Genomic DNA, 13921 nt, shown 5'->3' with positions numbered 1-13921 from the left:
CGGCCCGAGCACGTCGCCCGGCGGCGCCGCGGTGCACGCCGGGGTGCCGGCACCCGTGCGCACGTGAGCGACGGGCCACGACGGGCCGCCGCACCCCTGCGGCTACGACGTCGAGGAGGCGCCGGACGTCGCCGCCTCGCGCGCGGCGATCCGCGCCTGCACCTCCGGACGGCGCAACGGCGGGACGGTCGCCGGCGGACGGCGCCGCTCCGGCAGCTCGTCGAGCAGCCGGGCCGTGATCGCGGTGATCTCCGCGACCGCGCGCTCGAACGGCTCGCGCGTCGCGTCCGAGAGCTGCTGCACACCCGTCACCTTGCGGACGTACTGACGGGCGGCGGCCTCGATCTCGTGGTCGGTGGCGTGCGGCTCCAGGCCGCGCAGGGTCGTGATGTTGCGGCACATACCGGCGACGCTACGCCTGCGCGCCGTCGGGACGCGAGGGTGCCGACGCCCGCTCGAGCGCGAGCAGCGCCGCCTTCGCCGTCGCCCCGCCCGCGTACCCGCCGGGCGACCCGTCGGAGCGCACGACGCGGTGGCAGGGCAGCAGCAGCGGCACGGGGTTGCGGGCGCACGCCGTCCCCACCGCGCGCACGGCGGCCGGCCGGCCGGCCAGCGCGGCGACCGCCGCGTACGACGCGGTGGCCCCGTACGGCACGCGCGGCAGCGTCTGCACGACCTCGCGCCGGAACCCCGTCAGCAGCCGCAGGTCGAGCGGCACGTCGAACGTGCGCCGCCGTCCCGCGAAGTACTCGTCCAGCTGGCGCAGCACCGGGTCGAGCCGGGCGCCGCCCTCGAGCACGCGCGGGCTGACGCGCGCGGCGAGCTCGGCCAGCGCCGCGTCGTGGTCCTGCACCGCGAACGCGACCCGCAGCACGCCCCGCTCCCCCGCCGCGACCAGCAGCCGCCCGACGGGCGAGTCGACGACGCGGTACGCGACGTCGAGCAGCCCGTGGCGCTGCGCGTCCTCGACCAGCCGGGCGTGCAGGCGGCGCAGCTCACCGTGCGCGTCCGCCCCCGCGCCTGTCCTCGCGTCCGACCCCGTGACCGCGCTCATGGCCGTCCTCCCCTCTCCCCCTCGGCGGACGCCGCGGCGTAGGAGCGGCGCAGGGCCGCGACGCCGTCGGACGCGGCGCGGCGGGCCGCCGCGTCCGAGCCGCCGACCACGTCGGCCACCTCGGCGTACGGCAGACCGCCGATGTGGTGGAGCACGACGACACGGCGCTGCTTGTCCGGCAGCGTCCCGAGCGCGGCCCACAGGTCCAGGTCGCGCCCGCCGGGCGCGGGCAGCTCGGCGACCAGCGGCGTGCCCGTGGGACCGTCCGACGGGTCGACGGGCACCGCGTGCCGCCCGCGGCGACGCAGCTCGTCGAGCGCCTTGCGCCGCGCGACCGTCACGAGCCACGCCTCGAGGTTCACGTCGGGCGGGAGGGTCGGCCACGCGCGCAGGGCGGCGAGGAAGGTGTCGGACCACGCGTCCTCGGCGTCGTGCGCGCCGAGCAGCGCGCGGCACACGCGCAGCACGGTCGCGCCGTGCGCGCGCACCACCTGCTCGAACGGCCGGTCCATGCCCACAGTGTGCAGACGTACCGCGGCCCGCGGGTGTGAGGTCGGCGGGTGTGAGGTCGGCGGGCGCGGCCGGCGCCGCGCCGGCGGATCAGGCCCGCGGGTCGTCGGGCAGCGGGTCGTGCGCGGTGGGGTCCGGGTCCTGCCCCGTCGGGTCCGACGGGTAGATGCGGCGCACCGGCTGGTCCTGGGTGTCACCGGGCGACGGCTGCTGCTCCGACTCCGTGCTGCCGGGCAACGGCTGGTTCTCGGGGTCCTGCGTCTCGGGACGCTGCTGGGCCGGGTGGACGGTGTCCTCGCTCATGGCCCCACCCTCGTCGCGGCGCGGCGCACCCGCCACCCGAGGGCCGCGCACGCCGCGCCCCGGCAGGCCCCGCGCCCGCGTTGCGGCGCACCCCCGTCCGCCGCAGGCTGGCCACACCCACACCGGCCGCCGGCCGGCGCAGAGCCGCAGGAGGACGCGATGAGCGAGACCGACGAGGGCCGCACGAGCGGCGACGGCACGACCGCCGACGAGCTGTCCGACACCGGCGTGGGCGCCGGCGCGGGCGGCGAGCCCAACACGCTCGAGCCGGAGGAGGACCCGGACGCGGCCCCCGAGGTCGGCTGACGGGCCACCGGACCCACGCGACGACGGCCCCGGCACCGCAGGGTGCCGGGGCCGTCGTCGCGCGGCCGCCGGGGCCTCAGACCGTGACGCCGTCCGGCCCGACGGTCGCGCCCGCCGGCACGGTCGCCGGCCCGTCGGCGGGAGAGAGGACCGCGTCGCCGACCACGCGCGCACCCGCGCCGAAGGTCCAGTCGCCACGCACGCGCAGCGACGTCGCCTCCCGCAGCGACGGCACGTTCGCCGTGCGCCGGTCGAACGCGGCCACGGTGGCGTAGTGCTCCGGGTCCAGGTCGACGAACGGCGCGTCGACCTGCGCGACCAGGCGGTCCGCCTCGTCGACGTCGTACACGTCCGAGCGGAGCACGAGCAGGTCGTTCGTGGTCTTCACCGGCAGGAAGCGCTCACGGCCCACCTCGAGGACGGCCGCCCCGTCGAACACCTCGATGGCCGCGCCCATCGCGGACTCGATCTGGACGACCTTCGTCGACGACTTGTCGGTCGGGTCCACGGTCTTCTCGTTGCGGATGAGGGGCAGGTCGAGCACCCCGCCCGTGCGGTCGAGCTCCGCGGCGAGGGCGCGCAGGTCCAGCCACAGGTTGTTCGTGTTGAAGTAGCGGTGCGTGCCGATGTCCCCGGCCGCCTCCGCGTCCTCCTTCGGCGTCTGCGCGGACTCGCGGAGCACGATGCGGCCGTCGGAGCGGCGGACGACGAGGTGGCCGCCCTTGCGGTCGGCCGGCGTGCGGCGCGCCACCTCCGCGGCGAACGGCGCACCCGAGGCGGCGAACCATCCGGCGATGCGCGCGTCCGGGGTCGCGCCGAGGTTGTCGGAGTTCGACACGGCGGCGTACCGGAACCCGGCCTCGAGCAGCGCGTCCAGGACGCCCGACGCGCGCAGCGCGGTGTACAGGTCGCCGTGGCCCGGCGGGCACCACTCGAGGGACGGGTCGGCCGGCCACTCGACGGGCGTGAGGTCGTCGGCGCGCAGCTTGGGCTCGCGGTTCTGCAGGAAGTCCAGCGGCACCCCGTCGACCGCGAGCTCGGGGTGCGCGGCCAGGGCGGCGAGGCTGTCGTCCCGGGTGCGGAAGCTGTTCATGAGCACGAGGGGCAGCCGCGCGCCCGTGGCGGCCCGCGCCGCCAGCACCTGGCCCGCGATGAGGTCGAGGAACGTGCGGTCGCCGCGCACGGGCAGCAGCGACTTCGCGCGGTCCATCCCCATCGACGTGCCGAGGCCGCCGTTCAGCTTGAGCACCACCGTCTGCGCGAGCGCCTGCGCGCCCGCCTCGGCGTCGACCTCGAGCCGGTCGAGGTGCGGCACCTCCCCCAGCGGGGCGACCTCCGCCTCGGGGATCATCCCGGTACGTCCGGACTCGAGGAGCCCGTAGAACCGGGTGAACACGTCGATCGCGGTACCGGGCACCCCGGCGTCGCGCATCTTCTGCTGGGCACGGGCGAGTCCGTCGGCGCTCATGCACCGACTCTAGGCACGTGGCGGTGCGCACGTGCGGTGACCCGTGTCACGGCACCGCATGGTCACCGCGCAGGAGCCCCGCCGACCGCGGCCGTTCGCCTCCGGTTGGTGGTCGACGGGCGCGGTCGGCGTCAGCGCGGGGACCACACGCCCAGCTCGTTCCCCGCGGGGTCGAGCAGGTGGAACCGGCGTCCGCCGGGGAACGCGTACGGCCCCTGCACGACCCGCCCCCGGCGGCCACCACGGCCGCCGCCGTGGCCTCCAGGTCGTCCGAGCAGACGAGCACGAGCGGCCCTCCGACCACAGGGCCGTCCCGCTCGACGAGCGCGAGACCGCCGGCCTCGTCGGTTCCCCGCTCGGCGGCGGTGCGGATGCCCGCGTAGGCGTCGCCGTACCCGACGAACGACCAGCCGAAAGCGGCCGCGTAGAACGCACGGGCCGCCGCGAGGTCGGTGACGGGGATCTCGACGTAGTCGATCGTGTGGTGGAGGCCGTGCGCGTGCGCCGTCATGCGGGCCATCGTGCCCGCCGGCACCGACACGCACGGCGCGGCGACGCCGTGACGGTGCGCCGGAGCGGCCGGCGGGGGCAGGATCGGTGCACGACGGGTCCGTGCCGCCGTCGGGGAGGGGACGCGATGCAGGATCCGGTCCGGGTCGAGGACGACCCGCCCGCACCGCTCGGCGCGGCCGAGCGGCTCGCGCTGCTCGACGTCGCGGCGCGCGCCGGCGGCCTCGGGGCGTTCCGGTGGGACCTGCGCGCGCGGGCCCTGCACTGGGACGACGCCCTGCTCGACGTCTTCGGGTACGACGCGGCGACCTTCGACGGCACGATCGACGCGCTCGAGGCACGCGTGCAGGCCGAGGACCTGCCGGGCGTCCGTGCCGCGGTGCGCGAGGCCGTCGCGACGTGCGGCCCCTACCAGGCCGAGCTGCGCGTGCGCCGGCCCGACGGCACCACCCGCTGGCTCGTGGCCCGAGGACGAGCCGTGGCCGGACCCGACGGCGTCGCGACGGAGGTCGTCGGCGTCGTGACCGACGTCACCGAGCTGCGGGTCGGCGAGGAGCGGGTCCACCAGATCCTCGAGGACATGACCGTCGGGTACTACTGGCTCGACGCCCGCTGGCGCTTCGGCCACGTCAACGCCGAGGCCGAGCGGATCATCGGCGTCGCGCGGCAGCACCTGCTCGGCCGGGTCATCTGGGAGGTCTTCCCGGGAGTGTCGGGGACGGTGTTCGAGCAGGAGTACCGCCAGGTGGCGCGCACGCACGTGCCCGCGGTGTTCGACGCGTGGTACCCGGCACCGCTCGAGTCGTGGTTCGAGGTGCGCGCCGTGCCGGAGCGCGGGGGCGTCGCCGCCTACTTCACCGACGTCACGGAGCGTCGCCGGGCGCTCGACGCGGCGCAGCAGGCACGGGCGCGCTCCGAGCTCGTCGCGTCCGTGGCGTCCGAGCTCGTCGAGGTGCTCGACCCGGTCGCGGCGCTCGAGGCGGTCCTGCCCCACCTCGTGCCGTCCGTCGCGGACTTCGCGATCGCGAGCGTTCTCGACGAGGGGCACGGCCCCTGGCAGCAGCGCCTGCACGACGTCGCCGCCCTGCACGCCGACCCCGCGATGCAGCCCGTGCTCGACCGGTACCGCGAGACACGGGTCGCCGCGCTCACCCGCACCTCCCTGGTCGCGCAGGCGCTCGCGGGCGGCCGCCGGGTCATCGCGACCGGGGTGCCGCAGCCCGGCGAGGTCGTCGAGGCGGGGCCCGCGCAGGACGCGCTCGCGCGGCTGGCCCCGCACGCGCGGGTCGTCGTGCCGCTGCGCGGGCGCGGGCACGTGCGCGGGCTGCTGACGCTGGGCCGCAGCGAGCGGCGCGGGGAGTTCACCGGGGCGGAGCTGCGGTCCCTGCGCGAGGTGATGGCGCAGATCGGCCTCGCGCTCGACAACGCGCACCTGCACGCCGCCCGCCGCGACCTCGCCGAGGAGCTGCAGCGCAGCCTCCTCACCGCGCTGCCGGAGCCGGACCACCTCGAGCTCGCGGCCCGCTACCTGCCCGCCGCGACAGCCACGCAGATCGGCGGGGACTGGTACGACGCGTTCCTCGTGCGCGACGGCAGCACGTGCCTGGTCATCGGCGACGTGACCGGCCACGACCTGCGCGCCGCGGTCGCGATGGCGCAGATCCGCAACGTGCTGCGCGGAGGTGCGCACGCGATCGTGCAGCCTCCGGCAGGGATCCTGTCGGCGCTCGACTGGGCCATGCGGGACCTCGCGGTCGGCGCGCTCACCACCGCGGTGCTCGCGAAGGTCGAGCAGACGCCGGAGCTCGCCGCCGAGGGTCTGCGCCGACTGCGCTGGTCGAACGCCGGGCACCTGCCTCCCCTGCTGCTGCACCCGGACGGACGCGCGGAGCTGCTGCGCCGGCCCGGCAACCTGCTCCTCGGGCTGCGTGCGCACGTCGAGCGGCGCGACCACGTCGTGCCGCTCGCCCCCGGGTCGACGGTCGTGCTGTACACCGACGGCCTGGTCGAGCGGCGCGGCGAGCGGCTGGGCGTGGGGCTCGAGCGCCTGCGCGCGCACGCCGAGCAGCTCGGGGCCCTCCCGCTCGAGGAGCTGTGCGACCGGCTGGTGGACGACCTCGCGCAGGGCAGCGAGGACGACGTCGCGCTGCTGGCCGTGCGCGCCCACCCGGAGGACCGTCCGCGCCCGGCGGGCGCAGGCCCCGAGCGGATGCCGGAGGACCTGCTCACGGACCCCGCCGCGCAGGCCGGGCCGGGCACCGGCACCGCCTGACGCGGGCCCTGACAGGCGTCCTGGGCCGGCGCGCTCAGCCGTCCTCGCCCGGGCCCCGGCGGGCCGCCGCCTCGCGCGCCTTCTCCGCCGCCTTCTCCGCGACCTCGCGCGCCTTCTCCGCCGCCTTCTCGGCTGCCTCTCGGGCACGCTCCTCGGCCTTCCCGTGGTCGGCCGCCCCCGACCCGTCCTCGGTCCGCCGCTGCGCCTCGAGCGCCGCCTCCTGCGCCGCCGCCTCGCGGGCGGCGGCCTGCCGCGCGCTCTCCTCGGCGGCGGACGCGCGGGCCTGCGCCTCCGCGACCGCCGCCGCCACGGCCGCGTCGCGTGCCGCGGCCGCCTCCGCCTCGGCGGCGGCCGCCTGCGCGGCCAGCCCCGCCTCGAGCTGCGCCGCGACGTCGTCGAGCGCGGCGGTCACCTCGTCGTGCCGCTCGTCGGACAGGTCCCCGTCGCCGTGCGCGTCGTCGACCTCCGTACGCAGACGCTCGAGCAGCACCGCCGCGGCGTCGAGGCGGCCCTCGGCGGCCGCCGCGGTGACCGCGAGCACGTCCTGCTGGAGCAGGCCGGCGCGGCGCGCGTCGACGTCGCCGGCGGCGCAGCCCGCGAGGACGAGGGCGAGCACGACGGCCGCGACGCCGGCACGGGCGCGGCCGCGGACCGCGCTCACGGCGCCACGCTCCGCTGCAGCCGGTCGAGCGCGTCGCCGAGCGGTCCGTCGACCACGGGGTAGGCCGGCGGCTCCGGCGGCGGCTGCGACGCCTGCACGGCGCCGACGGTGGCGACCGTGCCGCCCAGCGCGAGCACGGCGGTGACGACGAGCGCCGCGCGCCGCCGCCCGGGACGCGCGGCCGGCGCGGCGCGCACGGGTGCCGTGGCGGGACGGTCCGGACCGGGGCGGGCACCTGCGACGGGCCCCGTGCGCGGGTCACGACGGGCGTCCTGCTCGGCACCGTCGTCCTGCGCCGGGCGCGCGGTGGCAGCTGGCGGTGTCCGCCCCGCGTCGTCGCCCGGTGCGGCGAGCCCGTCCTCGAGCAGCGCCTCCGCGGCGCGCCGCTCGGCCGGGGTCGCCGCGGCCCCCGGGACGACCACCGGTGCCGCGACCGTCGGCTCGTCGTCCGTCGCCGGCCCGGACCGCGGGTCCGGCGCCGCGGCGGCGAACGCGCGCGTCGCCTCCTGCCACGCGACGCCCTCGAGGACGTCGGAGAGCGCCTGCGCGGCCTCCCGCGCGGAGGGTCGGTCCTCGGGCCGGCGCCGCGTCATCGCACCGAGCAGGGCGCGCAGGCCCGGGTCGAGGTCGGCCGGCACCTCCGGGTCGCGCGTGAGGCGGGCGGCGGCGACCTCGGCCGTCGTGCCGCTGAACGCACGCCGCCCCGTCACCGCCTCCAGCAGGACCAGGCCCAGGGCGTACACGTCGGACGCGGGGCCGACCTCGCCGCCCACCGCCTGCTCGGGGCTGAGGTAGGCGACCGTGCCGAGGACCGTCCCGGTCACGGTGAGCCGCGTGGCGGCGGCGAGCCGGGCGATCCCGAAGTCGACGAGCCGCGCGGGCCGCCACTCGTGCACGTCGTCCGGCTCGACGTCGAGGCACGCGTCGTCGACGAGCAGGACGTTGCCCGGCTTCACGTCGCGGTGCACGACGCCCTGCGCGTGCACGACCGCGAGCGCCTCGGCGGTGACGCGCCCCACGGCGGCGGTCTGGCGAGCGGTCAGGTGCCCCTGCCGGAGCCGGTCGGCGAGGCTGGGCCCGCGCACGATCTCCATGACGAGGTAGGCCTGGACCAGGCCGCCGTCGAGCGGCACGGAGTCGGCGTCGAAGAGCCGGACGAGGCCGGGGTGCCGCAGGCGGGCGAGGACGCCGATCTCGGCCTCGTGACGGCGCAGCTCGTCGCTGTCGCCGGGGACGGCCGGCAGGACCTTGACGGCGACCTCGCGGCCGAGGACCTGGTCGCGCGCACGGTGCACGACGCCCGACCCGCCGCGGCCGAGCACGTCCTCGAGGACGTAACGGTCACCGAGGACGACCGGGCCGTCGTGCGCGGGTGCGCCGTCGGTCCACGACGTGCGCGAGCGACCTGACGCACCGTCCAACATTCCTCCGACGGTAGGCGACGGCGCGCCGACCGGCACGTCGGGCGCTGGGCGGACGACGTCGCCCGTGGCGGCGGGCGGTGGGGCGGGTGGGGCGGTGCGGGGGTCAGTCCTGCCAGAGGCGCAGGTGCTCGAAGCGGGCGACGGCCCGCGGGTCGGTGCCGTTCCAGCCGTGCGCGGCCAGGCCGACGCGCAGGGGCGTGCCGGGCGGGAAGGTCCAGACGCCGCCGACGGCCCAGCCGGTGGTGTCGGTGCGGGTCAGCGCGCGCACCTCGCGCTCGCCCGCCGCGTCGGTGCGGTGGACGAGACGCAGCCACGTGCGATCGCCGGGCGGACCCACGATGGTGCCGCCGTAGGACGTGCGGTCGGCGAACGGCCGCTCGTGCCCGAGCTCGGTCTGCCGCGTGTTCCAGATCGCGACGTGGGAGAGGCGGGCGAACAGGTCGTCGTGGGCGTGCACGACGAGACCGGCCTGCTGGTAGTTGCGCACGGTGTCGACGCCGAGGTCGAGCCGCACGACCGTCTCGGCGGTCCAGTCCCCGGCGGGGGCGTCGCGCAGCAGCAGACCGGCGGTGCCGCCGGGGCCGACCAGGTCGGCCTGCTCGACCGGCCAGACGAGGTCGCCGTCCTCGACGGTGACGCGGGGGTCGCGCACCGGGGTCCAGCCCGGGCCCGTGCCGGCGTCGAAGGTGAGGTCGGCGACCAGGTGCCCGGGCTCCGGGAGCGGGGACGGCGCGGGTGTCGGCGGCGCGGGCGGCAGGGCGCTGAGGTCGTCGACGCGGACGCCCGCCGTGAGCGCGACGGCGCCGGCCGTGCCGGCACGGGGGTGCGTCGTGCGCCGCAGGTCGAGGGTGGCGACGGCGAGCGGGTCGCCGAGCCGGGCGTGGCTGAGCTCGGCGCGGGCGCTGCGGCCGTCGACCTCGAGGACGAGGGCGTGCCAGGTCGACCAGTCGACGCCGGGCGGCAGCGGGACGGCGGCCTCGCGCCCGGCCGCGTCGAGGCGGAGCACGCCGGCGGTCGGGTCGACGAGGGCGCGCACGCCGCGCGGGTGCGTGCGCCCGCCGTCGGGTCCGCCGTCGGGCGTGCCGTCGGACCGGGTACGCGTCACGAGCCGGTGCCCCGTGGCGCCGGCGACGACGCCGCCGACGGCCCCGGCTCGAGCCGGACGTCGGCCTCGACCCGGACGGGTCCGGCCGGCGCGTGGTGCAGCAGGAGCGGGCCGGCGCGGCGCGCGAGCGCGTGGGTCCCGCCCTGGGGGTCGTCGGGCACGGTGCGCCACGCCGCGCCACGCCACGCCGCGCGGGCGGCGGGCTCGAACCCGGTGGCGGCGCGGCCCGGGGCGAGGGGTCCGGGCTGCGGGCCCTCGGACGGGCCGACGCCGCCGCGCACGACGGGCCACCCGTCGACCCAGTCCAGGCGGTCGAGGAGCATGGGCCGCTCGTTCACCCCGTCGGTGCCGTCCAGGTAGGGGTCCTCGCGGTCGATCGCGTGGTAGACGACCCAGTCCTGGCCGGTGAGGTCGGTCACGAGCGCGTTGTGGCCGGCGCCGACCCAGCGGTTGCCGTTCTGCACGAGCACCGGCGTGCCGCCCGCGCGCGACTGCAGGAGCGGCACGCCGTCCCGGTCGACGTAGGGGCCCGTGAGCGAGGCGGACCGCCCGACGTGCACGGAGTAGCCGGTGGTGGGGCCCGCGCAGCAGTTGGCGGACGAGGCGAACAGGTACCAGTACCCGTCCCGGTGCACGACGTACGCGCCCTCGTACTTGTTGTCGACCGCGAGCTGCACGGGCTCGCCGACGGCCTCGGTGCCGGTGCGGTCGAGCGCGGTGACCCAGATCCCGCCGTAGTACGAGCCGTACACCAGGTGCTGCGTGCCGTCGGGGGCGGTGACGTGGTGCGGGTCGTAGGTCCACAGGAAGTCCTCGGGGCCTCCCCCGCCGGGCCGGGGGTCGACGACGGGGTCGCCAGAGTCCGTCCACGGCCCGGTCGGGCTCGGGGCGGTGGCGACACCGATCGCGCTGTCGTCGGTGCCGGGCGTGAGGGTCGTGCGCGTGACGACGTAGTACAGCCGGTACTCGCCGTCGACGTACCGGACGTCGGGGGCCCACAAGGCGGCGGGGCCCGCGGGGTCGGTGTCGGCCCACGCCGGCAGGGTCTGCTCGGTGAACGCGTCGCCGACGTGCTCCCAGCGCACGAGGTCACGGGACCGGGTGACGGGCAGCAGGTGCCGCACGCCCTCGCCCTCGCGCAGCGGGTCCGTCGTGCCGTACGCGTACCACCAGCCGTCCTGGCCGCGGATGACGGCGGGGTCGGCGAACGTGTCGGCCGCACCCGACCCGACGGGGTTGGCGTACGTGGTCGGGCGGCCGCGGTCGCCCGGTCCGGGTCCCCGCACGGCGTGGACGCCGGCGGCGGCGGGCGACGCGCTCGTGAGGGCGCCCACGGGGGTCAGGGCGAGGACGAGGGCCACGACGGGCCACGGCGTACGTCGGGCGCTCTGCTCCATCGCAGGCTCCCTCTCTGCGGGACGGTCCGGGACTCCCTCTCTACGCCTGCGGCCACCGCGGCGCCACCCGAGCGTGCACGCTCCTCGCGGGTCCCGGCCGGCGGGTGGCGGCGGTCGACCGGGCCCCGGGCGGGACGCGCCACCCGTCCGTGCGCGCGCGCAGGTCCCGCGACGGGGGATGATGTGCGGCGGCCGCGTGCCCGGTGGAGCACCGGTGCGCGCGTCCCGGGCGCCGGTCGGCGTCCACGAGCACACGTCCGGTGGAGGAGACAGGCACATGCAGGACCCGGTCGCCGGTGCGGACGACGCGCCGGAGGCGGCGCCCGCGCCGCGAGGCGACGGCGTGCCCGTGGACGCCGAGCCCCGGCGGGCGCTGCTCGAGTCCGCCGCGCGGGCCGCCGGGCTCGGGACGTTCCGCTGGGACCTGTCCTCCGGCGCGCTGGAGTGGGACGACGCCCTGCTCGAGGCGTTCGGGTACGACGGGTCGACGTTCGGCGGGACGATCGAGGCCTTCACCGCACGCCTGCACCCGGACGACGTCGCACCCGTGATGCGGGCGCTCGACGAGGCCGTCGCCACGTGCGGCGTGTACGAGGCGGAGTTCCGGGTGCTGCGCCCGGACGGGACCCGGCGGTGGCTGACGGCGCGCGGTCGGGCGCTGGCCGGGCCCGACGGCACGGCCGGGCAGGTCGTCGGCGTCACGACCGACACCACCGCGCTGCGGGCGGGCGAGGAGCGGGTGCACCGCGTCCTGGAGGACATGACCGTCGGCTACTACTGGCTGGACCCGCAGTGGCGGTTCGGCTACGTCAACGCCGAGGCCGAGCGGATCCTCGGCAGCCCGCGCGAGCAGCTGCTGGGCGGCGTCGTGTGGGAGCTGTTCCCCGCCGCGGTGGGCACCCGGTTCGAGGAGAGCTACCGCAGCGTCGTGCGCACGGGCGAGCCCGTCGTCTTCGACGCGTACTACCCCGCGCCCCTGGACGGGTGGTACGAGGTGCGGGCGGTGCCCGAACGCGGCGGCGTGGCGGTCTACTTCACGGACGTCACCGAGCGGCGGCGCTCCCTGGACACGGCCCAGCGCGCACGGGAGCGCTCGGAGCTGCTGGCGTCGGTCGCGACCGAGCTGGTCGAGGTGCTCGACCCGGTCCGGGCCCTGGAGGCGGTCCTCCCCCACCTCGTGCCGGCCGTCGCGGACTTCGCGATCGCGAGCCTGCTGGACGAGGGGCACGGCGGGTGGCAGTCGCGCCTGCGGGACGTCGCGGCGATGCACGCCGACCCGTGGCTGCAGCCCGTGCTCGACCGGTACCGGGCCGTGCGGGTCCCGGCGCTCACGCGCAGCTCGCTGGTGGCGCAGGTGCTCGCGGGCGGCTCGCACGCCCTGCGGACCGGCCTGCCCGGGCCGGGGGACCTCGTCCAGGAGGGGCCCGCGCACGACCTGCTGACCCGGCTCGCGCCCGAGGCGATCGTCGTCATGCCCCTGCGCGGCCGCGGGCACACGCGCGGGCTGCTGACGCTGGGCCGCACGGCGGCACGCGGCGGCTTCACGGACGCCGACCTCACCGCGCTGCGCGAGGTGATGGCGCAGATCGGCCTCGCGCTGGACAACGCGCACCTGCACGCCGCGCGCCGCGACCTCGCGGAGGAGCTGCAGCGCAGCCTCCTCACGGAGCTGCCGGAGCCGGACCACCTGCACCTGGCGGCGCGGTACGTGCCGGCGGTCGCCGCGACGCAGATCGGCGGGGACTGGTACGACGCGTTCCTCGTGCGCGACGGCAGCACGTGCCTGGTCATCGGCGACGTCACCGGGCACGACCTGCGGGCGGCGGTGTCGATGGCGCAGCTGCGCAACGTGCTGCGCGGCGGTGCGCACGCCGTCGTGCAGGCCCCCGCGCAGATCCTGTCCTCGTTGGACTGGGCGATCCAGGACCTCGCGGTGGGGGCGATCAGCACGGGCATCCTCGCGAAGGTGGAGCAGCCGGCGGACCTCGCGGCGCGGGGGCTGCGCCGGCTGCGGTGGTCGAACGCCGGGCACCTGCCGCCGTTGCTGCTGCACCCCGACGGACGTGCCGAGCTGCTCACCCGGCCCGCGGACCTGCTGCTGGGCCTGCGCGCGCACGTCGAGCGCCACGACCACACCGCCCTGCTGCACCCGGGCTCGACGGTCGTGCTGTACACCGACGGCCTCGTCGAGCGGCGCGGGGAACGGCTCACCGTGGGCGTCGAGCGCCTGCGCGAGGCCGCCGAGCGGCTCGCGCACCTGCCCCTCGAGGAGCTGTGCGACCGGCTCATCGCCGACCTCGCCTCGGGCAGCGAGGACGACGTGGCGCTGCTCGCGGTGCGCGCGTACCCGGAGGACGCCCCGCGGCCGGACGCGGCCGGACCGCGGCGCCTGCCGGCAGACCTCGCCGACGAGGCCGACGCGGACGCGGGGGGCGCGTCGTGAGCCCGGTCGCCGACCGCCGCCCCGCGCGGGACAGGGCGCTGCCGTCGCGGCGCCCGCCTCGCGGGCTGCGCCTGCTCGGCCGCTGGCAGGTCGACGACGTCTCGGGCCTCGCCGGGCTGCGCCACGCGGTGCGCGAGGCCGTGTCCGCGCACGCGTCGGCGGACCGTGCCGCGCGCCGGACCGCGGACCAGGTCACGCTGCTGGTGTCCGAGCTCGCCACCAACGCGCTGCGCCACGGGCGGGCCCCGACGGTCGTCGAGCTGCGCACCGACGGGCGGCGCTACCTGCTGGACGTCGCCGACCACGACGCGGGGACGGCGCCGGTGGAGTCGGGGGCGCGCGCCCCCGGCGACGGCGGCTTCGGCCTGCTCATCGCCCGCCGGCTCGCCGACGAGGTCGGCTGGTACACGACCCGGACGACGAAGCACGTCTGGGCGCAGGTCCCCGCGGGCTGACCCCGTGGCGGCA

14 protein-coding genes are annotated in these 13921 nt (G+C 77.8%); 4 read left to right on the top strand and 10 right to left on the bottom strand.

Features of this window, described 5'->3' with window-relative positions:
* Positions 1-102 precede the first annotated feature (102 nt).
* The 4 genes from GC089_RS08755 to GC089_RS08740 all read right to left on the bottom strand — a co-directional run bounded on the left by GC089_RS08755 (position 103) and on the right by GC089_RS08740 (position 1867).
* Complete coding sequence (locus tag GC089_RS08755; protein ID WP_155377374.1) at positions 103-402, bottom strand: DUF2277 domain-containing protein; 300 nt, start codon at positions 400-402, stop codon at positions 103-105.
* 10 nt (positions 403-412) lie between these two features.
* Entirely contained in the window at positions 413-1054 is a 642-nt protein-coding gene (locus GC089_RS08750; RefSeq protein WP_155377373.1) for a methylated-DNA--[protein]-cysteine S-methyltransferase, read from the bottom strand.
* The gene (locus GC089_RS08745; RefSeq protein WP_155377372.1) at positions 1051-1566 is read right to left on the bottom strand and encodes an RNA polymerase sigma factor; all 516 of its coding nucleotides are present in this window, start codon (positions 1564-1566) and stop codon (positions 1051-1053) included. The genes GC089_RS08750 and GC089_RS08745 overlap by 4 nt, the downstream gene beginning before the upstream one ends.
* An 88-nt stretch (positions 1567-1654) precedes the next feature.
* Entirely contained in the window at positions 1655-1867 is a 213-nt protein-coding gene (locus GC089_RS08740) for a hypothetical protein (RefSeq protein ID WP_155377371.1), read from the bottom strand.
* Positions 1868-2026: 159 nt separating this feature from the next.
* On the opposite strand from GC089_RS08740, the gene GC089_RS08735 reads away from it, so the two are divergent.
* Positions 2027-2173: a hypothetical protein gene (locus GC089_RS08735; protein WP_155377370.1), complete on the top strand. Its 147-nt coding sequence runs from the start codon at positions 2027-2029 to the stop codon at positions 2171-2173.
* A gap of 76 nt (positions 2174-2249) precedes the next feature.
* Here GC089_RS08735 and GC089_RS08730 read toward each other — a convergent pair whose 3' ends face one another.
* Positions 2250-3641, bottom strand: coding sequence for a UTP--glucose-1-phosphate uridylyltransferase (locus GC089_RS08730; RefSeq protein WP_155377369.1), 1392 nt, complete (start codon positions 3639-3641; stop codon positions 2250-2252).
* A 46-nt stretch (positions 3642-3687) separates the two neighbouring features.
* The gene (locus GC089_RS08725) at positions 3688-4152 is read right to left on the bottom strand and encodes a VOC family protein (protein WP_196250872.1); all 465 of its coding nucleotides are present in this window, start codon (positions 4150-4152) and stop codon (positions 3688-3690) included.
* Between the two features lie 126 nt (positions 4153-4278).
* On the opposite strand from GC089_RS08725, the gene GC089_RS08720 reads away from it, so the two are divergent.
* Positions 4279-6423, top strand: a complete 2145-nt coding sequence (locus GC089_RS08720) for a SpoIIE family protein phosphatase (protein WP_155377367.1) — start codon at positions 4279-4281, stop codon at positions 6421-6423.
* Between the two features lie 34 nt (positions 6424-6457).
* Here GC089_RS08720 and GC089_RS08715 read toward each other — a convergent pair whose 3' ends face one another.
* The 4 genes from GC089_RS08715 to GC089_RS08700 form a co-directional block, all read right to left on the bottom strand.
* Positions 6458-7084, bottom strand: a complete 627-nt coding sequence (locus GC089_RS08715) for a hypothetical protein (protein ID WP_155377366.1) — start codon at positions 7082-7084, stop codon at positions 6458-6460.
* A complete protein-coding gene (locus GC089_RS08710) occupies positions 7081-8508 on the bottom strand; it encodes a serine/threonine-protein kinase (protein ID WP_155377365.1) in 1428 nt (475 codons plus the stop codon). Before GC089_RS08710 ends, GC089_RS08715 begins: the two co-directional genes overlap by 4 nt.
* 103 nt (positions 8509-8611) lie before the next feature.
* On the bottom strand, positions 8612-9613 hold the full coding sequence (locus tag GC089_RS08705; RefSeq protein ID WP_155377364.1) for a hypothetical protein: 1002 nt from the start codon (positions 9611-9613) through the stop codon (positions 8612-8614).
* Positions 9610-11010: a family 43 glycosylhydrolase gene (locus GC089_RS08700; protein WP_155377363.1), complete on the bottom strand. Its 1401-nt coding sequence runs from the start codon at positions 11008-11010 to the stop codon at positions 9610-9612. Before GC089_RS08700 ends, GC089_RS08705 begins: the two co-directional genes overlap by 4 nt.
* A gap of 277 nt (positions 11011-11287) precedes the next feature.
* On the opposite strand from GC089_RS08700, the gene GC089_RS08695 reads away from it, so the two are divergent.
* Both GC089_RS08695 and GC089_RS08690 read left to right on the top strand, forming a co-directional pair.
* Positions 11288-13453, top strand: coding sequence for a SpoIIE family protein phosphatase (locus GC089_RS08695; RefSeq protein WP_155377362.1), 2166 nt, complete (start codon positions 11288-11290; stop codon positions 13451-13453).
* On the top strand, positions 13450-13908 hold the full coding sequence (locus tag GC089_RS08690) for an ATP-binding protein (protein WP_230685159.1): 459 nt from the start codon (positions 13450-13452) through the stop codon (positions 13906-13908). The genes GC089_RS08695 and GC089_RS08690 overlap by 4 nt, the downstream gene beginning before the upstream one ends.
* Positions 13909-13921 lie beyond the last annotated feature (13 nt).

The organism is Cellulomonas sp. JZ18, from assembly GCF_009720485.1.
In the GTDB taxonomy this organism is placed as follows: domain Bacteria; phylum Actinomycetota; class Actinomycetes; order Actinomycetales; family Cellulomonadaceae; genus Cellulomonas.
The sequence above is the reverse complement of the archived record's forward strand: the minus strand, read 5'-3'. Positions and strand labels throughout refer to the sequence as shown.